The sequence below is a fragment of the Prosthecobacter sp. genome (assembly GCF_044236155.1).
Taxonomy (GTDB): Bacteria; Verrucomicrobiota; Verrucomicrobiia; order Verrucomicrobiales; family Verrucomicrobiaceae; genus Prosthecobacter.
Genome location: NZ_JBIIHA010000040.1, coordinates 1 through 24276, shown reverse-complemented (window position 1 = coordinate 24276; position 24276 = coordinate 1). Strand labels below are relative to the sequence as shown.

Here is a 24276-nt window from a genome sequence, read left to right as displayed (position 1 = left end):
GAAAAGATCAAACGCATGCAACGCGTGGCCACCCGGTATGACAAAACCGATGTTTCATTCATGGCTTTTGTCCTTCTTGCCATCTGCACTTTATCCCTCAGAAACCAATTTTAAAACACGCCCTAGTGATCCCGTGCCAGTCGTCGCGCCGCATGTCGCACCTTTTGGCCGTCGTTTGCTCGTCAGCGACTACGGCGGCAACAAGGTCGCCATCATCGCCGCCGATAGTCGCGTGGAGTGGGAGCATCCCGCCGAGAAACCGCAGGACGTGTGGATGCTCGCGAATGGCAACATCCTCTTCAGCCACCTGCGCGGCGCACGCGAGGTCACGCTCGATCACAAGGTCGTCTGGAGCTATCGCGCCCCGGAAAAGACCGAGGTCCACGGCTGCCAGCCCTTGCCCGATGGCAACGTCATGGTCGTCGAGTGCGGCACGAAGCGACTCATTGAAGTCGGTCGCGATGGCCAGATCGTTCGCGAGATCGCCGTGCCGGTGAAAACGGCGAACACGCATGATCAAATGCGCGGCTGCCGTCGCACCAAGGATGGCCGCTACCTCATCAGCGCCAAAGGCGACCGCGCCATTCTCGAACTCAGCGCCGACGGCAAACTCCTGCGCACCATCCCGACGCCCGGCGATCCTCACGAAGTCCGCGAACTGCCCAACGGAAACCTCCTCATCGCCTGCGGTGAAGGTGAGGCCATGCTCGAACTCGACCGCGAAGGCAAAACCGTGTGGAAGCTCGGCACCCAAGACGTGCCGAACAACCCGCTGCGCCTCATCAGCGGCTTCCAGCGCCTGCCCGACGGCCACACCCTCGTCATCAACTGGCTCGGCCACGGTTACCTCGCCACCACCGCCCAGTTCTTTGAACTCGACGAGCAAAAACGCATCGTCCGCCAGTTCACCGACCACGCCCGCTTCACCAGCATCAACAAAGTGCAGCTCCTCGATGTCCCCGGCGATCCCGCGAAGGACGAGGTGTGGCGCTGAGAAAGTGGTTTCGGCTTTAGCCGAATCATTCGCTTCTTGATGCGGCTAAAGCCGCAGCCACTTTTTAAGACCCATGCGCCGCTCCATCGTCCTTATCTGCATCGTCATCTGCCTCATCGCGTTGTGGCTCATGCAGACGGCCTTTCAGCCGAAAGAGCCGGTTCCCGTGTCCAAAATCCCGAATGTGCCCCAAACAAGCCTATCGGCTCCGACTCCGCCGAAAGCCGAAAAACCACCCGCAGCTCGAAAACTGCTCCAAATCACCTCGAAGGGCAAAATCCGCCTCAAGCCGGGTGAATCGGCCGTGTTGGGCTATTGGGAGATTGCTCCCGGCATGAATGGCATGGCCATCGTGACGCCGGAGACGACTCCTGAGGGGCATGTGAAGATGACGTCCAAGCTACTGCACTTGTCCGATGAAGCCGTGTCGGACGCGGAGGCCAAGGACCTGTTTCCCGACATTTTCGACTTCGAAAACTACAGCGCCATCGCTCCCGAGCGGTTGCGTGGGCTGCAAAGCGCCCTTCAAAGCACTCGCGGCGTGGACATGCTCACCACGCCCACCGTGGTGATGCTTCCAGGTCAGCATGCCAGCATCTCCATCGGCAACTCGAACGAGTCCATGCTGTCGCTGAGTTTGCAGGCTGATGCTGTTGCAGATGACGGCGGCTATGACCTCAGCCTGGAACTTCAGCGACAGGAGTAGCAAAGTGGTTTCGGCTTTAGCCGAAGCTTTCCTGAGTGCGGCTGAAGCCGCAGCCACTTTCCTTACGACAGATGGCAATCCACATTGAAAATGAAACAGTCCCATCCTCTTCTCGGTATCCTGCTCACGTTTACGATGAGCCCTCTGGCTGTTTTGGCCGACTGGCCGCAATACCGAGGAACGGCAGCTGGAGGTGTGGCATCTGAGGCAGGCTTGCCAATCAAGTGGAATGTGGAGAGTGGCGAGAACGTGCGCTGGCACACGCCGATTCCGGGGCTCGCCCATTCCAGTCCGGTCGTGACGGGGGATCGGATTTATGTGGCGACCGCCATCGCCTCCAAAGAGGCAGAGCTGAAAGTCGGACTCTATGGCGACATCGGCTCAGCGAACGACGATGAGGCTCAAGAGTGGAGGTTGCTGGCCCTCGACAAGAAAACTGGGGCGATCCTCTGGAATCAGCTTGCCCTGAAAGCCGTGCCGAAAGTGCGTCGGCACACGAAGGCGAGCCATTGCAACTCCACGCCAGCGACAGATGGGCGGCACATTGTGGCCATCTTTGGCAGCGAAGGGCTCTTTTGTTTCGACACGGAGGGTAAGCTGCTCTGGAGAAAAGACCTCGGCCCCATGGACTCGGGCTACTTTGCCTCACCCTCTGCGCAGTGGGGTTTTGGCAGCTCGCCCATGATTCATGATGGAAAGGTGATCGTGCAGTGTGATGTGCAAAAGGGCTCGTTCATCGCGGCTTTTAACATCGTTGATGGACGCGAGTTATGGCGCACCTCGCGAACCGATGTGCCGACCTGGGGTACGCCCACGCTCGTTCAAACGAAAGAGCGCACGCAAGTTGTGGCGAACGGCTGGCATGAGACTGCCGGCTATGATTTTGCTACGGGCTCGAAGCTTTGGACTCTTGATGGAGGTGGCGACATCCCGGTGCCGACGCCCATCTTTGCGCATGGACTCATTTATCTGACCAGTGCGCATGGCAGTTGGCGGCCCATCAGGGCGATCCGCCCCGAAGCCACAGGTGACATCACGCCTGAAGACCCCGGAAAAACAAACTCCCACATCGCCTGGGCGCACGGTCGAAAAGGGAACTACATGCAGACACCCATCGTCGTGGGTGATCTGCTTTTTGCCTGCAACGATCTGGGCGTTCTTTCCTGCTTTGATGCCAAGAGCGGGACGATTCATTTCAGTGAACGCCTTTCGCAGCGGGGACAGGGCTTCACGGCATCACCGGTTTCCGATGGCAGAAGCCTCTACTTCACCAGCGAGCTTGGCAATGTCTTCGTCGTCGCGGTGGAACCGAAACTGCGTTTGATCGGCATCCATCAGCTGCCCGAGACCTGCATGGCGACTCCCGCCATCAGCGATGGCATGCTGATCTATCGAACGCGACATGCCCTCATCGCTCTCCGCGAAGGCAGTCGCTCGGAAGGCATCAAGCTCTCCTCCCAAACAAGTGCCGCCAAGGAACCGCCACCCAGGGTGCTCAAAAAAGCTGACCCAGCCTTGGTGGGAGAGTGGCATGGCACGCTCGAAGTCGGCAGCAAAAAACTACGCGTCCTTTTTTCCATCCACGAGTAAGGAGGCAATATGAAGGGCATCCTGACCAGTCTTGATCAAGGCAACGCCAAGATCGACCTTTCTCGTGTCGGCCAACTTGATGGCAAGGTGCGTTTGGAAATCGAAGACATGGCGGCCCATTTTGAGGGGCTGTGGAATGAAACGAAGGACGAGCTGAAGGGCGAGTGGCACCAGTCCGAATCCAAGCTGCCGCTCGTGCTGAAAAAGTCGCTTTCACGAAGCCATGAATGATCTGCTAAGAAAATGAACCCCATCGACCTCAGCCACACCATCGAGCACGGCATGATCACCTATCGGGGGCTGCCTGCGCCCTTGATCTGTGATTACCTCAGCCGCGAGGCATCACGAAATTTTTACGCGGAGGGCACCGAGTTTCACATAGGGCGCATCGACATGGTGGCCAACACGGGGACCTATCTGGACTCGCCGTTCCATCGTTATGCCGACGGCAAAGACCTTTCCGAACTGCCGCTGACCTCGATTGCGGGATTGGAGGGTGTGGTGGTTCGTTGTCATGCCATGGCGATTGCTCGGGAAGCGTTTGAAGGTCTCGATTTGCAAAACAAGGCCGTGCTCGTGCAAACCGGTTGGGATCGGCACTGGCGCACGGATGCTTATTTCGAGGGAAACCCGTTCCTCACCGAAGAGGCGGCGCTTTACCTCAAGCAAAGCGGCGTGAAGCTCGTCGGCATCGACTCCTACAACATTGACGACACGCGCGGCAAAACACGGCCCGTGCACAGCACGCTGCTGGGTGCGGAGATTCCCATCGTCGAGCACATGACGGGGCTCGAACAGCTTCCTGATTCGGGTTTTCAATTCTTTGCTGTGCCGCCCAAAGTCAAAGCGTTCGGCACTTTTCCCGTGCGGGCCTTCGCGGTCGTGTAAAAACAACCCGTTCGCATTCCCTGAATGCAGCTAAAGCCGCAGCTACTTTACTCGACGCATTTCGCACAGCCTTTGTCGGCCCGGTTTTTCATTCATCGATCATCCTCACACCATGCTCAAACAGCTCTTCATCGCTCTTTTCTCACTCGCCGCGCTTCACGCGGAGGAACCCGTTTTGCCGCCGGAGGCGAAGGCCTTGCTGCCGGATGTGCCGCTGGTGCCGACGAAGCCGAAGCCTGAAGAAGGAACGATCACGCAGACGGAGAAGGGCTGGCGGCTCGATTCGCCGGGGAAACTGGCGCAGAGCTACAATCTGTCGGTGAGCCGTCGCTTTGAAGGAGCGCTGGCGGAGGGGACGGTTTGTCTCGCGGTGATCAAGGCGCGGACGATTTCCAGCGACAAGGAGGACGGCAAGGGGCGCATCACCTTCGCGGTGCAGAACACGCAGGACTACAAAAACACGCCGCTGTGGAAGGGGTGGGTGATCGGCAAAGAATGGGATACGAGCTTTTTTAGCTTCACCGCCGCGCATCCGGTGCCGGCGGGCGCGGGCCTGGCGAAGCTGAACGCGGGCGAAACGAAGCAGAGCATCGAGGTGGCGGATTTTCAGATCTACACGTTCCCCGCCGGGTTCGATGTATTCAAAGCACCGCGCATGAAGGTGACCTATGGTGGTCGCGAACTCGACGCGCCGTGGCGCAAGGAAGCCGATGAACGCATCGCGAAACTGCGTCAGGGCAGGCTCACGATCCGCGTCGTCGATGCAGCGGGCCAACCCATCGCGGGTGCGAAGGTGAAAGTGGCGATGAAGCGGCATTTGTTCGGCTTTGGCAGCGCGGTGGATGTCGGACTTCTCTCCGGTCTCGGCACGACTCTGCCCGCTGCGGATCAGATTCGCTACCGCGACACAGTGGACGAGCTTTTCAGCCGTCTCGTGCCGGAGAACGGTCTGCGCGTGGGCAACATCGACGCCGACAGCGATCCAGCGAAGCCTTGGGAAGATGCGGGCCGCCGTCGCACCGGTGCTGCGGTGCAGTGGATGCTGCAATGGGCGCAGGATCGCAAGATGAGCACGCGCGGTCATTACCTCGTGTGGGGTTATGTCGAGCCGTGGGCACGCACCGCGCTCGACAAGGGCGGCGTCGTCGGCCTGCTCGACCGTTATGATCGCCACTTCCGCTTTGTGCTGCCGTTTTGCGCCCCGTATGTCGATGAATGGGACGCGCTGAACCATCCCGTGCCGTTTGTGGAGGCCGATGCGCTCTACAACATCATCGGCAAGGACTTCTACCCCGAGATCTATCGCAAGATGGACGCGATGACGGACAAGCTGCTCTTTGTGAATGAGGACACCTTCAATCCCGATCGCACCGCGGGCTTTGAGAAGCACATCAAGCACATGATTGAAAAAGGCGTCACGCCGGACGGCTGCGGCTTCCAGAGCCACTTCAGCGACTACGCCATCCCCGACATCACGCACGAGTGGGACAACTGGCAGACCTTTGGCAAGCTGGTGAAACATCTCACCGTCACCGAATACGATCTGCAGACGCTCGACGACCAACTGCATGCCGATCATCTGCGCGACATGCTCACAATGGCCTTCAGTCATCCGCAGATGACCGGCTTCGTGATCTGGGGCTTCTGGGAGACCCGCCACTGGAAGCCCACCGCCGCCATGTTCAAAGCCGACTGGACAGAGCGCCCGGCGGTGAAGGTGTGGCGTGACCTCGTCAAAACGAAGTGGTGGACCACCGCCGACCTCGTCACCGACGCGAAAGGCGAGGCCCCGCTCAGCGCCTACTACGGCTGGTATGACATCACCGTCGATCACGACGGTAAAACCGCCACCCTCCAGCCCAAGCACGCCACGAACGGCGGCAAGCCGACGGTGACGCTGAAGTAAATGTGGCTTCGGCTTTAACCGAAGATTCACGGAATGCGGGTCAAGCCGCAGCCACTTTGCATGCCGCATTTCACACACACTTTGTCGTGGTGAAATAGGCGCGAGGCTCGTTATGCTCCGCACCTCCATGAACCGACTCGAAAACAAAGTCATCCTCATCACCGGCAGCGTCACCGGCATCGGCAAGGCCATCGCGAAGCGTTGCGTCGCCGAAGGTGCGAAAGTGCTCATCCACGGCCTGGAGGCCGATTTGGGCCAGGAAACGCTCGCGGAGCTTGGCGAAGGAAATGCGGTGCTCGTGCTCAAAGACCTCGCGGAAGAGGATGCGCCGCAAATGCTCGTCGAGAAGGCCGTCAGCGCTTTTGGCAAACTCGACGCCGTGGTGAACAACGCGGCGCAGGTCGGACTCGGCAACATCCACGACACGGACGCCAAGTGGTTCCGCCGCATGCTCGAGATCAACTGCGTGGTGCCTTACCTGCTCATCCGCGCCGCTTTGCCGCATCTGCGTGCCGCGCACGGCAGCGTCATCAACATCGGCAGCGTCAACGCGTGGAGTGGTGAGCCGAATTTGATGCCCTACAGCGTCTCCAAAGGCGCTCTCATGACCCTCACTCGCAACTTGGGCGACACGCTCATGCGCGAGGACGGTGTGCGCGTGAATCAAATCAACCCCGGCTGGGTGCTGACCGAGAACGAGGCCAAGCGCAAACGCTCCCACGGCCTCAAAGACGACTGGTATGCCGATCTGCCGAAAGTCTATGCCCCCGCCGGACGCATCCTTTGGCCCGACGAGATCGCCGCCTGCGCCACCTGGCTCCTCGCCGACGAATGCGGCCCCATCAGCGGCCAGGTCTTCGATTTGGAGCAGCACCCCTTCATCGGTCGCAATCCGCCGAAGGACGCGAGCACGATTCCGGCGAAGTGAGTCTTCGCATTCGTCATTCCTCATTTTGAATTCGTCATTTCATCCTTATGCCCAAACTCGCCGCCTTCCCGAAAGCCTTCATGGTCGCCCTTTGCAAAGAAGGGACGATGACCGTCTCCGAATGGATCAAGCTCGCCTCCACGCTCGATGTGCAAGGGCTGGAATGGTATGCCGGCTTTCTGGAGATGACCGATGAGAAAAACTGGCCGCGCTTTCGCAAAGAGGTCGAGGACACCGGCAAGGTGATCCCGATGATGTGCTGCTCGCCCGACTTCACGCATCCTGACGCCGCTTTCCGCGAAAAGGAGATCGCGAAACAAAAACGCTGGATCGACATGACGCACACGCTCGGCGGTAGCTACTGCCGCGTGCTCAGCGGGCAGCGCCGGCCGGAGTTGACGCTGGATGAGGGCGTCAAACTCGCCGCCGACTCGATTTATGCCTGCCTGCCGTATGCGCAGGAGCGCGGCATCACGTTGATCATCGAAAACCACTACAAAGACGACTTTTGGGAGTATCCCGAGTTCGCGCAGAAGATGGATGTCTTCTGCAAGCTCGTCGATGCGGTGAATCATCCGAACTTCGGCGTGAACTACGACCCCTCGAACACCTACCTCGCAGGTGAAGATCCCATTGAGCTGCTAAAGCGCGTCTCACACCGCGTCGTCACCATGCACGCCAGCGACCGCTACCTCGCCGAGGGCACCATCGAAGACCTCCGCAAAGAAGAAGGCGGCGCCCAAGGCTACGCCAAACGCCTCCGCCATGGCGAGATCGGCAAAGGCCTCAACGACTACGACGCCATCTTCAGCGAGCTGAAGAGCAAGGGCTTCAACGGCTGGATCAGCATCGAAGACGGCGTCGATGGCATGGAGCAGCTCGCGAGGAGCGTCGAATTCCTCAAAAAGAAGATCGCGCAGCACTGGCCATGAAAGCTTTCCTCACCGCTCTTTTGTTCACCAGCCTCGTTTGGGCCGATGACAGCGCCAAACTCACCGCGTTGTTCTCGAAACATGGTGTCGTGACGATTCCGGCCGGTGAATACCAGCTCGATGGCTCGAAGCCGATTTCGCTGCGTTCGAACACAACGGTCATGGCCCACGGCGCACGCTTCATCCTGCCGGAGACGCTGCCGGATCAGGCTCGTGTAGTGCTTTTTGCTGGGGAAAACATCGCGCACCTCGCTTGGCATGGCGGTGAGTTCATCGGGCATGTGTTTGATCCGGCGAAGAAGTACAACACCTGGGAGCCGAACGCGAATACGAAGGGCATCGAGATCACCACGACTGTAGCCGGAGGCACGCATGACCTGCTTTTTCGCGAGGTGAAGTCCAACGGGATGGCCGCCGCGGTCATCGGTGTGCATGGCAAATACGGCAAGAAGAGCGAAAGCGAGGTCGAGCACTACGCGGAGCGTGTCGCGGTCGAAAGCTGCACGCTGCTGCGGAGCGGGAAGTTCATGTGGGACTACGGCTACCTGTGGCAGATCATGACCTTCCCCGAGCACTACGAACCATGGGAGGTCGAGCGGGCGAAGAAATACTTCCGCACCGATCTGATGCGCGATGTGACCTTTCGCGGTGATCAGGTTCGCTTCGACAACACCACGCGTCCGCTGGTCGTGAGCAAGCCGGACGAGCCGCAGGAGGTCATCACCTTCACTGGCCAAGATCTGCCCAAGAGCCTCGTGCGCGGCCGCCAGTATTTCGTGATCGAGTCCACGCCCGATTTTGTGCGTGTGTCAGAGACTCTCGGTGGTGCGCCGGTCCAGTTTGGCGAAGCGGGAGCAGGCTCGCTGATCTTCCTCATCAATGCCGCCTACCTCGGTGCCTATGCCCCGACGGGCAGCGGACCTGGCAAAGGTGCCTTTGACATCGTTGGTGCCCGCGATGTGCGTGTCACCGGCTGCCAGCTCAGCGCCATCGGCGACACGATGCACATCCAGCGCTGCCGAAACATCGTCTTCGCGAACAACCACATCCTCGGCAGTCGCATGGGCGCGTTCTTTTTGGCCGAGTTCTGCCAGAACGCCACCATCACCGGCAATCTCGTCGATGGCACGAACGGCAGCCGCGTCATCAGCGTCGAGAAAAGCTGCACCGATGTCACGATGACTGGCAACACCTTCCGCGGCGGCGGTCGCGGCTCATGGATCAACCAGCCCGTGAACTTCATCATGACCGGCAACGTCTTCATCAACAACACCACGAAGAACGATCCCGATCCGCGTCTCGGCCGCATCGCCTTCCAGACCGCGCAGCCCGGCCGCTTCCCCGAGCTCTATTTCACCCTCTATGAACCCGGAGCCACCTACGGCCCCATCATCGTGAAGGACAACATCTTCCAACTCGGAGAACACTGTCCGGAGGAGGCCGTCACCTTCGCCCCGAACGGCCACGACCTCGTCTTCACCGGCAATACCTTCCAAAACAAGCCCGTCACAGTGGTCGTCGATCCCACCTGCATCCACAGCATGATCGAAGGCAACCTCGGCGCGAAGACCGTGAAGAAGCCCGTCGATTTTAATCACGGGCGGCGTTAATGCTCTCCACCATGCTCCTCCGCCTCATCACTCTCTTCGCGCTTGCTTTCGTCACCTCGGCTGATGCTGAGCAGTTCGTGCTTTTTGATGTGACTTTCACCTTCACGCAGGAGGATGCGTTGAACTCGAAGCCGAGCCAGTCGCACTACTATCTCAAAGACGACCGCCTGAATCAACAGCGTCCGAAGGACTGGACGGCACCGGTCGATTACCGCAACGGGACGGTGCATCTGCGGCTGGAAGTGCTCGAAAAACCAGCGGGCGACCAACCCACGTCGTGGAGCGTGTGCTACATCCCTTACAAAGGACAGAACCACGGCTACGGTTGTATCGGCACGAGGGCGTATTCGAAGACGGGCGTGATCGAGAAGGATCTCGACATGACGAAGTTCTGGCAGAACAACGACATCATCTGGAGCCAGGGCATCAAGGAGATGCACCTTGTCCTCAAGGACGACAAAAACTTCCACGCCCACAAGCGGCCCGATCCCGAAAAATTCTTCCCAACCAAGGTGCGGATGACACTGATCCAGGTGTCGAAGGGCGCGAAGTATGATCCGGCTTCGGTGACGGAGTTGAAGAGCAGTGCCACGGCACGCTGACCTGCGAGAATTTTGCGCTCCAGGCGTGACGAACGGAGTATTTGATGCACTGTTCGGATGAACTCATGGATCTCACGCGCAAACTCGAAATCCTGGCCGACGCGGCGAAGTATGACGCGTCCTGCGCCAGCTCCGGCGCGGCGCGGAAGGACTCGCGGGACGGGAAAGGCATCGGCTCCACCGGCGGCATGGGTATTTGCCACAGCTACACGCCGGATGGGCGCTGCGTGTCGCTGCTGAAGGTGCTGCTCACGAACGCCTGCCTCTACGATTGCCACTACTGCATCAATCGCCGCTCCAGCAATGTGCAGCGAGCACGCTTCACACCGGAGGAGGTCGTGCGGCTCACGCTCGACTTCTACAAACGCAACTACATCGAGGGCCTCTTCCTCAGCAGCGGCATCGTGCGCAGTGCGGATTACACGATGGAGCAGGTCATCGAAGTCGCGCGGCAACTGCGCGAGGTGCATCACTTCCGCGGCTACATCCATCTCAAAACCATCCCCGAGGCCTCGCAGGCCCTCATCGACAAGGCCGGGCTCTTCGCCGACCGCATCAGCATCAACATCGAGCTGCCCTCGCAGCAGAGCCTCGACCGTCTCGCGCCGGAAAAGAACCTCACCAACACCAAGCAGGCCATGCACGGCATCCGCCAGCGCATCGACGAAAACCTCGCGGCGAAAAAAGAAGCGCGACAGATCGTGAACCGCCCATGGGTCAAAGCGCCCGCCTTTGCCACCGGCCAAAGCACGCAGATGATCGTCGGCGCGGACGACAGCAGCGACGCGCTCGTGCTGCATCGCGCCGATGAGCTGTATCGCGACTGCCGACTGCGTCGCGTTTACTACAGCGGCTTCAGCCCTATCCCGGAGCCCAGCGTGCTGCTGCCCATCAAGCCACCGCCGCTCGTGCGCGAGCACCGTTTGTATCAGGCCGATTGGCTGCTGCGCTTCTACGGCTTCGATGTCGGCGAGCTATTGCCCAAAGAAGATCCCAATCTCGATCTCGACCTCGATCCCAAGCTCGCCTGGGCTTTGCGAAACCGATCCGTCTTCCCCGTGGACATCAACCGCGCCTCGCAGGAGCTGCTGTGGCGCATCCCCGGCCTCGGCACCGTCAATGTTGCCCGCATTCTCGCCGCGCGACGCTGGGCCAGCCTCACGCTCGCCGATCTGCAGCGCATGCGGGTGAACCTTAAAAAGGTGATGCCTTTCATCGTCGCTGCTGACCACCGGCCTCGCATCGCGCTGCTCGAAAGCACGAATCTCCGCCAGCACTTTCTCCCTGGCCCACGCCAGCTCGAACTGAACTTCAACTCGCCGCCACCCACCACACCCGCTGATGCCGCGATGGCACTCAGTGGCCAGATATGACTCACACCGCCCAAATCCAGCCCACCTTCGAAGCCTGGCGCTCCAAGGCTCGCGAACTGTTGCGGCAGGGCGTGGCACCGGAAAATGTCGATTGGGTGGATGCCTCGCAAACCGCCAGTTTGCTCGCCGAAGAGCCTGCGGACTACCAAATCGCCTCCAACGCCTCCGTGAAGGTCCCCGCCGACTTTTTGCGCCTCGCGTCCAGTGTGTGCGCTCACACCGACGAACGCCGATTTGCCATCCTGTATCGTCTTTTGCATCGTCTGACGCTTGGCGGCCAAAAACACCTCCTCGCCATGCCTTCCGACCGCGACATGCATCAGTGTAACATGTGGGCGAAGGCCGTGAGCCGCGACATCCACAAGATGCACGCCTTCGTGCGCTTCCGCCTCGTCGGCGTGAACGAGCAAAATGGCCGCGAGCAATTCGTCGCGTGGTTTGAGCCCGAATATCGCATCACACGCCTTGCCGCGCCGTTTTTCGAGAAACGCTTCGCCGGCATGGAGTGGTCCATTTTGACGCCCGACGAGTGCGTGAGCTGGGATGGCGAAAAACTCACCTTCATGCCCGGCATGAGCCGTCACGACGCTCCCGACGCCGATGCTCACGACGATCTGTGGCGCACCTACTACCGCAGCATCTTCAATCCCGCCCGCCTCAAGGTGCAGGCCATGCAATCCGAGATGCCGAAGAAGTATTGGAAGAACCTCCCCGAGGCCGAGATCATCGCCGGCCTCATCAACGGCAGCGAAAAGCGTGTGCAGACGATGATCGACACGCCCGAGCGGCCTGTGAAGTCAGTGCCTAACAACGCCTATCTGAAGTCGCTGCGGAAAAAGCCGGAAGGGCTCACTTCACCCGCTCCAGCATCTCCAGAGCCCGCGCGGTGATCTTCACGGAGGCTTCGCGTTCGACGCGATTCGTGCCGAGCCACGTTTCGTAGCCGCCGAGGTCGTGATGCTTCGGTGTGGGGAGATAGCCGTTGCTGCCGTTGGCGAGTTCGATGGTGAAGGTGTCTTTGAAAGGGCTGCGGGCTTTGATTTCGAGGCCGATCTCCGTGAAGACCTCAAACGGGATCGACGCGATGCCGAGGTCGCCAATGCGGAAGGCCTGGATGACGGCTTGCACGGTGTCTGGCTTCGCATCGCGTGCGGCGAGCGTGCGCTCGGCATACGGCTGCTCCAGACGATGCGTGGGCGTGGCATCTTTGGGTTTGGCGAGCACACTTTCAGCCCAGGCGATCATCTCCGGTGTCGGACGACGCACGCCAAGCTCCAAATCGCTCGCCGCGGCCTTCAGCGGCACCCAGTCTTGATGCTTCAGCGTCTCGCGCACACGCAAGACCTCCTGCGCGAGGTCGCCAGCGACGAGTTTGATCTTCTCATAGGGTTCGCGTTTCACAGCGGGCGTTTTGCCGCTGTAATCATTGTTGTTCACGTCGCCGCAGGGACCATTCGCCAGGATGCCGACGCAGGGTGCGCCGGCCTTTTCTTCGATGCGGCGGCAAAATTCGCCGAAGTAATCCGCGGAGAGGTCTTCTTTGTTCACGCCGCCAACGTAGTGCAGCCAGTAGTTCGCCATGAGCGCGATCTGGCGGCCATCGGCAGCCTGCACAGAGAGGCAATACACCTCGGGATTCGTCGGCCCCGCAGGTCCGGCAAGTCGTGGACGCAGCAGGCTACTCGGATTCATCACTGCACGATCTTTACCTCCAAACGGGTTGTCGTTCGTGACACCCTCTTTGAGCAGCCAGCGGCGATTGAAGACATGTTGCGGCACTTTTCCAGTGCCCCACGCGATGCGGGCCGGTTCCAGATTGTTCAGCGCTCGCCGCACGCCATCCACCACGCGGGAGATGATGAAGCTGCGGTAATCGAGCGAGGGATCTTTGTTCGTGATGGCTGACACGCTCGAGTGCGTGTGCGTGCCGGAGAACATCATGTTTGCGGCCGGGATGCCCGTGGCGGCTTCGAGCTTCTTTTTCGCCTCGTCCCAAACATCGCGTCCGAGCGAAATCGTGTCCGCCACGGCAAAGGCGAGCTTTGTGGTGCCATCATCGAGCACGAGGCAGCGCACATGCAGCTCATCATGCACATGCTTCGCGAGGGGCCGCGGCGCGAAGTTTCCCACGATCTCCATGCTCAGCGGCGGTGTGATGTTGCTCGTGGCAGCACCGGCTTTGAAGACAGGCTTGTCCTGGGCGGTGGCGAGCAAGGGCAGGGCGAGGAAAGCGAGGAAGAGAGATCTCATGCGATGCCAAACCAACGCCTCCCGGCTCGTATTCCCTTCACCATGACTACCAGCACCCGACGCCAACTTCTTCTCGGCAGCACCGCATGGGCTGCAACGCAGGCCTTGCCTGCCGCGAACGTCACGAAGCTCAAAGCGGCCATCATCGGCCATACCGGGGCAGGGGATTATGGCCACGGCATCGAGCGTGTGTTTCAAAACATGAGCGATGTCAGCGTCGTGGCCGTGGCAGACCCGCATGAAGGTGGGTGCGCGAAGGCGCAGGCCGCGTGCGGTGCCACGAAGGGCTATGCGGACTACCGAGACATGCTGGCGAAGGAAAAACCCGACCTCGTGGCCATCGGCCCGCGTTGGGCGACGGAACATCACGCGATGGCGATGGCCGCGCTGGAGTCAGGTGCGCATTTGTATCTCGAAAAGCCCTTCACCATCACCTTGGCGGAGGCGGATGACATCGTGGGCCTCGCGCGGCGAAAAAATCTCCGCGTCGCCGTGGCACATGTCACGCGCATGGCTCCTGCCGTGCGGTGTTTGGAGAAAGCACTGCGCGAGGGACTCATCGGCGATCTCTTGGAGATCCACACCGTTGGAAAGATGGGCGACCGCGCCGGTGGTCAGGACATGATGGTGCTTGGTTTGCATGTCTTCGATCTCGCGCGGCTCTTCGCGGGCGAGGTGAAGTGGTGCCAGGCAAGCATTCAGCATCACGGAAAGCCTGCGACACTCGCTGACGCGAAGGAATCGCCCTCTGACAAAGTCGGGCTGGTCGTCGGCGATGACATCTCCGCGCATTTCGCGATGGAATCGGGCATCAACGTCACTTTTCGCAGTCGCGTGGGCTTGGAAAAGGCGGCTGGGCCGTTCGGCATGGAGATCATCGGCACACGCGGCATTGTGCGGCTGAATTCCGGCTTCGCGCCCGGCATTTCACTGCTGAAGGAGCCGAATCGCAGCGCCACCACGCGCGTGGAAAACTGGCAGGATTGGAATGGAGGCGTCGATCCGGCCAGCGAAGTCACGTTTGAAGGTCTCAGTGGCTACGATGCCTCGCATCGACGCGTCGTGCGCGATTGGTTGGAGGCGATTGCTGAAAAGCGCGAGCCGCTTGGCTCCGGTGAACGCGCGATGAAGGCCATCGAAATGGCACATGGCGTGTTTCAGGCCGGAATCGAAGGCAAACGCATCGAATTCCCGCTCGTGAAGCGCACGCATCCGTTGATCGCGGCCTGAATCAGCGCGCGGCGAGCCATTCGATGCGACGACGCAGTTTTTCCTGCCGGTCGGCGTTCGGATTCGGATACAGAATCGGATACCAGGCCGTGATGACGGCCGCGCGGGCCACGAGGCATTGCTGGAGCGCGATTTCATCCACCGGGCCGTAAGCTTCGCGGATCGCGGATACGGTGGCGTGGTCTTCATCGAGGATCAGCGCGTTCCAGATGATGGAGGCCACGTCCCACTCCACCGGACCGGCAAAAGTGTCCTCCCAATCGGTCCAGAGCAGGCCACGCGTCGTGTTCATGAGGTTTCCGGCATGCGCATCGCCATGCAGCGGCTGCTGCGGATACGCGGCGAGCACTTCCAGCGAGGTTTGGAGGTGTTTGCGCAGCATTTCTTGTGTGGCGGCCTCAAACAGGCTTCGATCGTTCAAAATGGCCAAGCTCTCCGAGATGATCGCGAGCCGTGGAAGCGGCTGCGGGAAGGTTTTCATCACTTCGTGGCATTTTTTCAGCGTGAGGCCGATTTCACGCGGATCAGGCTCCGCATCGATGCGCGTGACGAATTCCCAAAAATTGATCGGATAGCCGAGATGCTCGTGCGGACCTGGCGGAAGGCCGGAATGCAGCGGAATGACCGGCGCGCCGTTTTTCGTGAGATGCAGCGCGATGGCGTTTTCACGCTCAAACCACTCCGTGCCCTGCCGCGGCCCGTCGCGATCCTGCACGACTCGCGCGACGAGTGTATCCGTGAGCCGCAAAACGAGTGTGCTGCCGTTTTGAAGGATGTCGCAACGGTCCGGCGTGATGCCGTGTGCGAGCGCGGTCTCACGCGCGGCGCGGATGGCGAGTTCAGTGGTCTGCATGCGCCGAGATGGCCGTTACCCGACGAGTTCGCAACTCCGCACATGCGCGCCATCCTCACGTGCGATCCATTTCACGCGCCAGCCCGCGATTTCGGTCGCGTAGAGCCGGTCTGATTCGTCGTGATAAGCGGGTTGCGGTTGCAGGGCCAGCGATTGATCGATGATGAGCTTCACATCGGTTGGAACGGCGCTTTCACACCCCCAGATCACCGGAACAGGAGGGGGCGGCACGTCGGCGAATCCGCTCCGGGCCTCCGGCACTGAATCGGCGTAGCGCACATACGGTTTGATGTCGAAAACGGGTGTCCCATCCACCAGATCGACGCCGCTGACGAAAAGCCGCGGCGCGTCCGGGCCTTCGTATTCGACACGCTCGAGTTTCACCACGCTGAGCGTGAGCCGATTCGGCCGAAAGGGCGAGCGTGTGGCAAACACGCCGCGCTTTTCATTCCCGCCGAGTTTCGGCGGACGCACGGTGAGCGACGCAGGCTCTTCCTCGACCAGATGAAAGCGCGTGATGAGCCACAAGTGGCTGAACTCCTCAATGCCGCGCACCGCTTCCACGCGCCGGAAGGCAGGCTCGAACTCGATCACGCCCCATGCGGACGGTACGAGGCCGGACTGGCGAGGCACACCGAATTTGTCGGTGTAGCAGGTGCGCAGCGTGGCGATGACGTTAAGCGAGGTCATGCGCGGAATCATTTTCACCCGATGATCCGCCACGCGAGCTCGATACCCATGCCAGTCGGCAATGGCGTGACTGGTCCAGCGGGAGTTTCGAGGATGGCTGTCTGTGACGGTGCTTTTTCCATCTGGAAGGTCTGGGTGGATGCCGGGAATCGATAAAATGCCGGTCCGTTCAGGCACAGGAAGCGTTTGAAGGCGTCCTGGCCGTCTGCGGAGCTCAGATCGACTCCCGCTTCCTCAAACGCCATCGCGTAGAGCTGTGGCGCACAACCACCGGTGAAACAACCGGCCGCGCAGCCGCAGGCGGTCGCCTTCGTGGTGTGCGGGGCGCTGTCTGTGCCGGCGAAGAACTTGTGCTGGCCTTCCTCCATTGACGCCTGACGCAGCGCCATGCGGTCGTCCTCGAACTTCACCACGGGGAGGCAATAGAGATGATACTTCAGCCCTTGGATCAGATGCCCGAGCGTGTAGAGCAAATGCTGCGGCGTGATCGTTGCTGCCACATGGTCCGGAGCTGCAGTGACAAATTCCGCCGCCACGCGTGTCGTGATGTGCTCGCACACGATGCGCAGCTTCGGATGCGCCGCGAGCAGCCTTGGCATGCGTTCTGAGTAGAACCGCGTCTCCGCGTTCTGATGCGCGTCGATGTAATCCGGGCCGCTCAACGCGTGCTGTTCACCGTGGATGCAGAGCACGATGCCGCACTCCTCCATCGCGCGAAACACCTCGCCGCCGGTGAGGTCATCCATCGGCATGCCATGCTCCGAGTTCGTCGTGCCATGCGGGGGATAGTATTTGCAGGCGCGTAGCAGCCCGGAGGCCGCGCCTTCGCGAATCATCGCCGCAGTGGTCTGCCGCGTGAGGTAAAGCGGGACGATGAGCTGCTCAAAAGCAGCCGCGCCCGCCGAACGCAGCTCCTCTGAGTAGCTTTCGATGCTCCAGCCATCGCTTTTCGCTGGTCCAGACACACGCGAGACCGGCGGCTGCGTGTTCGGCATCGCCAAAGCGCCTGCGCAGCCCATGTCGAGATGCGCTTGGACATACGAAGGCATCGCCGGGCCTTGGCGGAAGTGTGTGTGCAGGTCGAACCACTTGGGAAGCGTGAGAGTCATGCAGGCTTCGTTAGCCTGCGACCGCCGCCGATCAATCATCATCTCTTGCCAAGACCGCTCCGCCCCATCAAGGAGCAAAACTTTTGCAGATCTCCGCATTCGCTGCGGCGATGGAGGGCACGCGCTGCATCAGGGCGGCATATCGCACGGCGAAAGTGCCGGGCTTCTCCTGGCCGGTGAGCAACTGCCTCGCCTCATTCACCAGCGCATCGGCCCGTTCGCGGGTGATCGGCGGCTTTTCCTCCATGGCCTCATCCATCATCACGATGAGCTGGGACAGCTCCCGCAGCCAGGCGAACCGCTCATCAGACATCAGCAGTTGCAGGAAGTGATTCGGCGACTGGATGACGTTACCCTTATTCTCATACATCGCACGCTCCGCGAGCATGAGGATCTTGTGAAGGCTGAGGAGCTGGTTGCGAAGCTTCGGCAGAGGATGGTCGTTCATCGGGCAGGAAGATCGCTTTGGTCGCAGCAGCGGGCCTTGTCGAGCACTCTCGCTGGAAAGAGCCGGCTCACCTCCCTCGCGTCTTCATCGAAAGGATGCTCGCGCCATGCGTGACGAGCCCGCTGCCGCCGGTGATGATGCGGCGCACCGGCAGGCCAGTCTGCGGATCGGTCGTCAAAGCCGGATCACTCATCTTTTGCTGCACCTCGAAGCGGCGCGGCTGCTCTTCGGGATTCGTGGGGATCGTTTCGTAAACGTAGGTGGCCATGGTGATGAAGTTTGGGGTCCAGAAATCGTGTTGGGAGGCCCTCACGTTTCAACTTCAAAATGCACCAGGCCTCCGCACCGATGATTTCTCCGCGATTTCGGCAAAAGCCGCCCTGCTTCGTCGTTCACGCTTCATGACCTCGCACCCGCTTTCCCGTCGCCACTTCCTCGGCACCGCTCTCGCCACCGCCACTGGCCTCTCGCTTCCTCGATTCGCTTCGGCGGCTGAGAAGCCGAACTCGGTCTTCAATGGCGTGCGCGTCGGCTGCATCACTTACAGCTATCGCAGCATGGCGAAGACGGCGGAGGAAACGCTGAAGGCGCTGGTCGAAGATGGCCTCAGCGAGACCGAACTCATGGGCGGGCCGACGCAGCTTTTCGCAGGCATCAAAGGCGGCAAGATCACCGATGCGGAGCGGGAGCAGCAGATCGCCAAGTGCGTTGAGATGCGGAAGATGTTCAACGACGCGGGCGTGAACATTCACATCCACAAGATGGGCTTCGGACAGTCGAATGAGGAAATCGAGTTCAACTTCCTCGTGGCAAAGGCTCTCGGTTGCACGGCGGTGACCACGGAGCGCAATGCCGTGCTCGCCGCGCGTGTCGCGCCGTTTGCGGACAAGCACAAGATCTGGGTCGGCTTTCACAACCACACGAACAACCTGCCGGAGATGGACAAATTCGACGCCATCCTCGATCTCGGCCAATACATCGGCTTCAATCTCGACATCGGCCACTACGTCGCCGGCACGAAGGGCAAATCGCCAATCCCTGTGCTGGAGAAGTATCACAGCCGGATCACGAACCTCCACCTCAAAGACCGCACCGCCGACGGCGGCAACGTGGAGTGGGGCAAAGGCCAGACGCCGATCAAGGAAGTGCTGCAGCTCATGAAAAAGGAAAAGTGGACCTTCCCCGCCGAGATCGAGCTCGAATACAAGATCCCCGAAGGCTCCACTGCCGTCGCCGAGGTGAAGAAGTGCGTGAAGTATTGCCGCGAGGCGCTGGCGTGAGTAAGGCTTGCTCCTTTCAGCGAGTCACTGTCACGGAATCTTGAGCAGCTCCTGTTCCGTCCAGGAATCGGTGCGTCGTGCTTCCTTTTCGCGGATCGCTTTGAAGAAGTCGGGTGAGATCGGCTCCGCGCCATGCTCCCACTCGCGCCGGAGATAGGTGAGAATGGCCGCCAGAGGTTCATCGCCCAAAGCGCCCAGCGGAGGCATGTCGAGCTGGTAACGCCTCTTTTTGACCGTGAGGTAGCCGCGCACGCCGTGGAGGACGATACGGCCGAGCCGTTCGGGCGAGCCCGTGACCCATTCGGAGTCAATCAGCGGCGGGGCGATGCCATCGAGGCCTGAACCATTCGGCTGATGGCAGCCCGCGCAGATGCCGGAGTACAGCGCCTTGCCCATCTTAAAACGATCCTGCTCATCAGCCGTCAGCGGGCGCGGCGGCTTGAAGCCTGCGGGCACAGGCTTGCCCGGCCAGGTCAGCATGTCGGCCACCTTTTCGGTGCCAGGCGTGTTGAGAAAAGCAGGCTTGGCTTCGAGTTTCACCTTCCGGCGGGTGAAGTCCGCCGCATTGGCGGTGAAGCCGGCGAGCAGCGTTTTGCGAGGCGTGGCACCGGCCTTTTCCGCGAGTGCCAGGAAGCGTGAGACACGGGCTGGGTCGCGTTCGGCAGCCACACAGCCCGCGAGGCTTGTGATCAGCGTCTTGCCGCTTCCGGTGGCGAGGCAATGCTCCAGCAGTTCCAGCTCGCGGCCTTTGATCCCGCTGAGGATGGCTTCGGATAGATAAGGATGATCGGGCACGCGGCTGGCCATCGCCGCCATGGCCTGATCGGCGGCCGAGTCGTTGCACTCGCCCAGCGTCAGGGCGATTTGCGTCTGCACCTGCGAGTCCGCTTCGGTAGCGGAGAGAGCGATGAGCCTGGTCACTGCCGCAGCGCGACCTTCTCCGGCGAAGAAACCTTCCGCGATTCGCACGGCACCGTTGCACACGCGGGCATCGGTATCCGCGAGCGCTTTCTCGATCACCGGCCAGGTGCTCTTGCCCATGCCGTCGAGCGTCCACAAAGCATGCAGACGGCCGAGCGCGACATCGCCGCGCGTGAGAGCCTTCAGCGCGGGGACGACCGCTGCATCCGCACGTTCGACGAGCAGGCGCTGCGCCGTTTCGCGGTGCCACGAGTTCGCGTGAGCGAGAATCGGGACGAGCTCGGCACTACCAAGCTTCGTCAGATTCGGTGCCGGACGTGTCTTCGCCTTTTCAGGCACAATGCGCCAGATCCGTCCCATGCCGCGCGGATCCACGAGGTCGTGGTCCTGGATGTACTTTTCCAGGTAGGGACTCAGCGAGATGCGGTGCTGGATGATGCCCCGGTAAAAATCGACGACATAAAGCGCTCCATCGGGCCCCGTGGTCATGCTCACAGGGCGGAAGCGCTCATCCGTGGACGCGAGAAATTCCCGCTGCTGGTAGGCTTCACGTGCCACGAGCTTGCCTTGTTCGAGGGTGAGGGTGTCTCGCTTCACGAGATGCAGCGCTGGCTCGCAGGCGAAGGCATTGCCCAGCGCATCCGCCGGGAAGAGATCGCCCCGGTAAATCCAGGGGGAGCAGGCGGCGGTGAAGTTCTTGATCTTGTGCCCCGCCATGTTCTCCGGGATGTAGGCGCGGTTCGTGCCGGGCGTCACACGGATGGGCCACACGGCCTGATTCACCGGCGGGTTGATGCGGCCTCCGGACTTCGCAAAGTGCGGATTGCGCAAACGGTAATGGGAGGGCCACATATCGCCCTGCAGGTGGCCGGAGTTGAAGTTGTAATAGAGACGGCCGAAGTCGTCCTGGCTGAGCCCATACTGGCCGCGCATGGAGGAGATGCTGCGCTCAAAGGCACCCGCGCCACTCCAGCGAAAACGCGCCGCGTATTCCGCAAAGTAGATCCAGTTGTCCAGCGCCCAGAGCGGCGAGTTCGCGCCATGTTCCGGGTTCGCCAGTTCGGGGCGGCCAGGGATGGTTTGCGCGCCCGCATCCTGCGCCACCACGATCTTCTCATCTGCCTTGCCATCGCCATTCTTGTCCGGGCAATACCACAGCATCGGCGGTGCGCCCACCAGCGCGCCATCGCCGACCGGCAGGACCGTGCGCGGCATGATGAGCTGATCGAGGAAGACCTTGCTTTGATCGAAACGCCCGTCGCCATCGGTGTCGGTGAGGATGACGATCCGGCCCACCGGTTCATCCTCGCGGTTGCCGTGAATGTCCGGCATATAACCCCGCATCTCCACCACCCAGAGCCGTCCATCCGGCCCAAACTGCGCAAAGATCGGATCGCCCACCAGCGGCTCACTCGCCGCCAGTTCCACCCGATAGCCCGGTGCCACCTGAAAGCTTTTCAGTTCCTCCTCCGCCGACAAAGCCCGCGTGTCAGGCACCAGCTCCGCCGGGACCAACGAAGGCGGCACCGCCACCCCTGAGCCTCCGTTTTGGGCGAGGACCGTGGAGGCCAAAAACAAGACAGGCAGAGCGAGGATCCGGGAGAGAGACATGCGTGGAAAATTCATCGGTGGCCGCGAACGCGGCTTTTGCAATACGACCCTGCATCCGGTGATCTTCAGCGCCGCAGGCCAATCGGGTTGCAAGAAGGGAGCGCGGAGATTCGCTTCGCGGCTACGCAGCTTCTCCGCCTCATTCCGTCCCAGGGGGGTGGATTCGGGGCGAGGAAGGCGTCGCGGGCGCGAAGCCAGCCGTCGAGGAGTTCACGCGGCAGCGAATCGGCGAGGCGGATGAACTCCGCCGGACACTTCTGAGCAAACCTGCGAAGCCCAAGCGCACCACAAACTACTGAGAGTCGCCCTGTTGCTGCCATGCGGGGATTCGGTTTGCTGTCATTTGCATGCCACAAGGGTTCTTTTGCGGACGGAATCAATTCATTGTTATTTGATCAAGATAGGGCTATTTATTGATATAAATATTGATGTTGACATGGTCCACAGGAAGCCACATCCTTCTTCTGGCGTCGCCAGAAGAAGGATGTGGCTTCCTGTGGACAGATAATAGATCCCTAATTATATTAATAAATGCCGTGCCAAAGGAAGTAGATTTATACATTCAGCCCACGTCCATGGAGCCTCTTTTGCCGAGTTCAAGTCGGCACGAATTGGCTGAGTTGACTGTGGAAGTGATCGGACGATCTCAAGCACTCACGCAAAGGGTGCCATCGCTCATTTCCCGGCAGCGAATCGCTGCGCTAGTTCATGAAATGAACAGTTACTACTCCAACCTCATCGAGGGGCACAAGACGTTCCCCAAAGAGATTGAGCAAGCCATGCGGGATGACTTCTCTGACAACTCGGACAAGCGTGCCAATCAGTTCCTCTCAAAAGCCCACATCGCGGTGGAGTTGTTGATGCGGACACGGCTTGAACAGGAACCGGATCTCCGAATCCAGAGCGCTGAGTTCATCTGCTGGCTGCATCACGAGTTTTACAGTCGTCTTCCGGAGGAGCTTCACTTTGGAGAGCGCCGTGATGGAACGAAATACAAAATCGACATCGGCCAGCTAAGAGCCTTTGAAGTGGAGGTTGGAGGTCATCAGCCCCCCCATTACGCCTCTTTGCCTGATTTTATGAAGCGGTTTGACGATTTCTATGACAGCAATCGGATCCTGGCCACCAATCAGTTAATCGCCCTCGCGGCAGCACACCATCGTCTTGCCTGGATACATCCTTTCGGAGATGGAAATGGTCGCGTGGCGCGACTGCACTCTCAGGCTTGGCTCATTCGTTGCAAGGCGGATGGGGGTGGGCTTTGGACGATCTCACGAGGACTCGCACGGCAGAAGGATGAATACTACCGCCATCTGAGTGCAGCCGATCAAGGAAGGCTGAATGACTTTGATGGTCGCGGCAACCTGTCGGACAAAGGTCTGGCTGACTTCTGCTTGTTTTTCATGCGTTGCATGATCGATCAAATCGACTTCATGGCCTCGCTTCTTGATTTACAGACGCTGATAGCCCGCATGGAAGCCCATCTTCATCTCACCTACCCGCAGTGGAGTTTGAAGGAGCGGGAGCAAATTGGACGAATTCTAAAAGCAGCGCTGGTGGATGGCGAAATTGATCGCACCACTGCCACTCGCGTTGCGGGCGTGAGTCCTGCAACTGGCACCAAATTGATCCGTAAAGCCCTGGATGCCGGTCTTCTCAGCACCCCATCACCCAAAGGATCGTTGAGTCTAGTCTTCGATTCCAATGTCCTCGAATCCTACTTTCCCAAACTGTATCAGGATCTCCCGGTGTAAGCAGGGGTGGCAATCTCACGATGGCCGCTTTGTGAATGAGACGGCTCGAAACGCCTTTCCAGCCTTGCAGCGTGTCGGGCAGCGATTCGCCATCGCGGAGGGTGAAGAGGACGTGGACGTGATTGGGCATGATGACGTAGCTCCAGAGGTCGTAGCGCTGGCCGTCGAAGTGATGCAGGCGGTCGGCGACGATTTGAGCGAGATGTGGATCACGCAGGGCGCAGGAGCCGTGGGCGGCGGCGAGGTGTTCGTCGAGCTTGTCGGAGAACGGGCCGTGGTAGCAGGCTTCGGTGAGGTCGTCCCAGGGTGGTGGATTCGCGGCGAGAAAGGTGTCGCGGCTTGTTCGTCGTAGCTTGAGCGAAGAAGAAGCGCGAAGCCAGTCGTCGAGGAGTTCATGCGGCAGCGAATCGGCGAGGCGGAAGGTGACTAAGAGGGTGGGGCGGTGATTTTGGCACCCTGCTTCCCTTATTGATCGCTAGGGCGTGTTTTAAAATTGTACAGATAGAGCAACTGGTGTAGCGAGAAGAATGGAATTACATCCAAGCTATCAGTTGGCGGTGCCCAAGCTGGCCCGTGTTATAAGAGCCATAGATTCCTAAAT

Annotated in this window: 24 protein-coding genes; 16 read left to right on the top strand and 8 right to left on the bottom strand. The window is 60.2% G+C overall.

Annotation, left to right across the window (positions count from 1 at the left end; all coding sequences use genetic code 11):
• The first annotated feature begins 133 nt into the window (after positions 1-133).
• The 12 genes from ACILSE_RS21830 (at position 134) to ACILSE_RS21775 (ending at position 12419) form a co-directional block, all read left to right on the top strand.
• Positions 134-994 carry a hypothetical protein gene (locus ACILSE_RS21830; protein WP_395719565.1) on the top strand — a complete coding sequence of 287 codons (861 nt, stop codon included), beginning with the start codon at positions 134-136 and terminating at the stop codon, positions 992-994.
• Positions 995-1067: 73 nt separating this feature from the next.
• Positions 1068-1700 carry a hypothetical protein gene (locus ACILSE_RS21825; RefSeq protein WP_395719564.1) on the top strand — a complete coding sequence of 211 codons (633 nt, stop codon included), beginning with the start codon at positions 1068-1070 and terminating at the stop codon, positions 1698-1700.
• A gap of 90 nt (positions 1701-1790) precedes the next feature.
• Positions 1791-3290 carry a PQQ-binding-like beta-propeller repeat protein gene (locus ACILSE_RS21820; protein WP_395719563.1) on the top strand — a complete coding sequence of 500 codons (1500 nt, stop codon included), beginning with the start codon at positions 1791-1793 and terminating at the stop codon, positions 3288-3290.
• Between the two features lie 9 nt (positions 3291-3299).
• On the top strand, positions 3300-3521 hold the full coding sequence (locus ACILSE_RS21815) for a hypothetical protein (protein WP_395719562.1): 222 nt from the start codon (positions 3300-3302) through the stop codon (positions 3519-3521).
• Between the two features lie 12 nt (positions 3522-3533).
• Positions 3534-4178 carry a cyclase family protein gene (locus ACILSE_RS21810; RefSeq protein ID WP_395719561.1) on the top strand — a complete coding sequence of 215 codons (645 nt, stop codon included), beginning with the start codon at positions 3534-3536 and terminating at the stop codon, positions 4176-4178.
• A 112-nt stretch (positions 4179-4290) separates the two neighbouring features.
• Positions 4291-6084, top strand: coding sequence for an endo-1,4-beta-xylanase (locus ACILSE_RS21805; RefSeq protein WP_395719560.1), 1794 nt, complete (start codon positions 4291-4293; stop codon positions 6082-6084).
• Between the two features lie 127 nt (positions 6085-6211).
• The gene (locus ACILSE_RS21800) at positions 6212-7012 is read left to right on the top strand and encodes an SDR family NAD(P)-dependent oxidoreductase (protein ID WP_395719559.1); all 801 of its coding nucleotides are present in this window, start codon (positions 6212-6214) and stop codon (positions 7010-7012) included.
• A 47-nt stretch (positions 7013-7059) separates the two neighbouring features.
• Complete coding sequence (locus tag ACILSE_RS21795) at positions 7060-7944, top strand: sugar phosphate isomerase/epimerase family protein (protein WP_395719558.1); 885 nt, start codon at positions 7060-7062, stop codon at positions 7942-7944.
• Complete coding sequence (locus ACILSE_RS21790; protein WP_395719557.1) at positions 7941-9554, top strand: NosD domain-containing protein; 1614 nt, start codon at positions 7941-7943, stop codon at positions 9552-9554. Before ACILSE_RS21795 ends, ACILSE_RS21790 begins: the two co-directional genes overlap by 4 nt.
• Before the next feature lie 11 nt (positions 9555-9565).
• Complete coding sequence (locus ACILSE_RS21785) at positions 9566-10156, top strand: hypothetical protein (RefSeq protein WP_395719556.1); 591 nt, start codon at positions 9566-9568, stop codon at positions 10154-10156.
• A 65-nt stretch (positions 10157-10221) separates the two neighbouring features.
• Positions 10222-11529 carry a putative DNA modification/repair radical SAM protein gene (locus tag ACILSE_RS21780; RefSeq protein ID WP_395719555.1) on the top strand — a complete coding sequence of 436 codons (1308 nt, stop codon included), beginning with the start codon at positions 10222-10224 and terminating at the stop codon, positions 11527-11529.
• Entirely contained in the window at positions 11526-12419 is an 894-nt protein-coding gene (locus ACILSE_RS21775) for a TIGR03915 family putative DNA repair protein (protein WP_395719554.1), read from the top strand. The genes ACILSE_RS21780 and ACILSE_RS21775 overlap by 4 nt, the downstream gene beginning before the upstream one ends.
• On the opposite strand, the gene ACILSE_RS21770 is transcribed toward ACILSE_RS21775, so the two are convergent.
• Positions 12379-13779 (bottom strand): neutral/alkaline non-lysosomal ceramidase N-terminal domain-containing protein, encoded by a 1401-nt coding sequence (locus tag ACILSE_RS21770; RefSeq protein WP_395719553.1) that lies wholly within the window; start codon positions 13777-13779, stop codon positions 12379-12381. The genes ACILSE_RS21775 and ACILSE_RS21770 overlap by 41 nt on opposite strands.
• A gap of 42 nt (positions 13780-13821) precedes the next feature.
• Here ACILSE_RS21770 and ACILSE_RS21765 point away from each other — a divergent pair, with 42 nt between their 5' ends.
• The gene (locus ACILSE_RS21765) at positions 13822-15009 is read left to right on the top strand and encodes a Gfo/Idh/MocA family protein (RefSeq protein ID WP_395719552.1); all 1188 of its coding nucleotides are present in this window, start codon (positions 13822-13824) and stop codon (positions 15007-15009) included.
• A 1-nt stretch (position 15010) separates the two neighbouring features.
• Here the strand turns inward: ACILSE_RS21765 and ACILSE_RS21760 are convergent, their stop codons facing one another.
• The 5 genes from ACILSE_RS21760 to ACILSE_RS21740 form a co-directional block, all read right to left on the bottom strand.
• Positions 15011-15862: a phosphotransferase gene (locus ACILSE_RS21760; RefSeq protein ID WP_395719551.1), complete on the bottom strand. Its 852-nt coding sequence runs from the start codon at positions 15860-15862 to the stop codon at positions 15011-15013.
• A gap of 15 nt (positions 15863-15877) precedes the next feature.
• Positions 15878-16552: a tRNA (N6-threonylcarbamoyladenosine(37)-N6)-methyltransferase TrmO gene (gene tsaA / locus ACILSE_RS21755; protein ID WP_395719550.1), complete on the bottom strand. Its 675-nt coding sequence runs from the start codon at positions 16550-16552 to the stop codon at positions 15878-15880.
• Between the two features lie 14 nt (positions 16553-16566).
• A complete protein-coding gene (locus ACILSE_RS21750; protein ID WP_395719549.1) occupies positions 16567-17661 on the bottom strand; it encodes a dihydroorotase in 1095 nt (364 codons plus the stop codon).
• Positions 17662-17728: 67 nt separating this feature from the next.
• Positions 17729-18109, bottom strand: a complete 381-nt coding sequence (locus tag ACILSE_RS21745; protein WP_395719548.1) for a hypothetical protein — start codon at positions 18107-18109, stop codon at positions 17729-17731.
• Positions 18110-18176: 67 nt separating this feature from the next.
• Positions 18177-18377, bottom strand: coding sequence for a zinc ribbon domain-containing protein (locus tag ACILSE_RS21740; RefSeq protein ID WP_395719547.1), 201 nt, complete (start codon positions 18375-18377; stop codon positions 18177-18179).
• Between the two features lie 133 nt (positions 18378-18510).
• Between ACILSE_RS21740 and ACILSE_RS21735 the strand changes: the two genes are divergently transcribed.
• Positions 18511-19389 (top strand): sugar phosphate isomerase/epimerase family protein, encoded by an 879-nt coding sequence (locus ACILSE_RS21735; protein ID WP_395719546.1) that lies wholly within the window; start codon positions 18511-18513, stop codon positions 19387-19389.
• Positions 19390-19419: 30 nt separating this feature from the next.
• Here ACILSE_RS21735 and ACILSE_RS21730 read toward each other — a convergent pair whose 3' ends face one another.
• Positions 19420-21921, bottom strand: a complete 2502-nt coding sequence (locus tag ACILSE_RS21730; protein ID WP_395719545.1) for a c-type cytochrome — start codon at positions 21919-21921, stop codon at positions 19420-19422.
• A 575-nt stretch (positions 21922-22496) separates the two neighbouring features.
• Between ACILSE_RS21730 and ACILSE_RS21725 the strand changes: the two genes are divergently transcribed.
• Positions 22497-23675, top strand: coding sequence for a Fic family protein (locus tag ACILSE_RS21725; protein WP_395719544.1), 1179 nt, complete (start codon positions 22497-22499; stop codon positions 23673-23675).
• Here the strand turns inward: ACILSE_RS21725 and ACILSE_RS21720 are convergent.
• Positions 23578-23805, bottom strand: coding sequence for a hypothetical protein (locus ACILSE_RS21720; RefSeq protein WP_395719543.1), 228 nt, complete (start codon positions 23803-23805; stop codon positions 23578-23580). The genes ACILSE_RS21725 and ACILSE_RS21720 overlap by 98 nt on opposite strands.
• On the opposite strand from ACILSE_RS21720, the gene ACILSE_RS21715 reads away from it, so the two are divergent.
• Positions 23707-24027 carry a hypothetical protein gene (locus ACILSE_RS21715; protein WP_395719566.1) on the top strand — a complete coding sequence of 107 codons (321 nt, stop codon included), beginning with the start codon at positions 23707-23709 and terminating at the stop codon, positions 24025-24027. The two genes, ACILSE_RS21720 and ACILSE_RS21715, sit on opposite strands and share 99 nt — an antisense overlap.
• Positions 24028-24276: the final 249 nt, after the last annotated feature.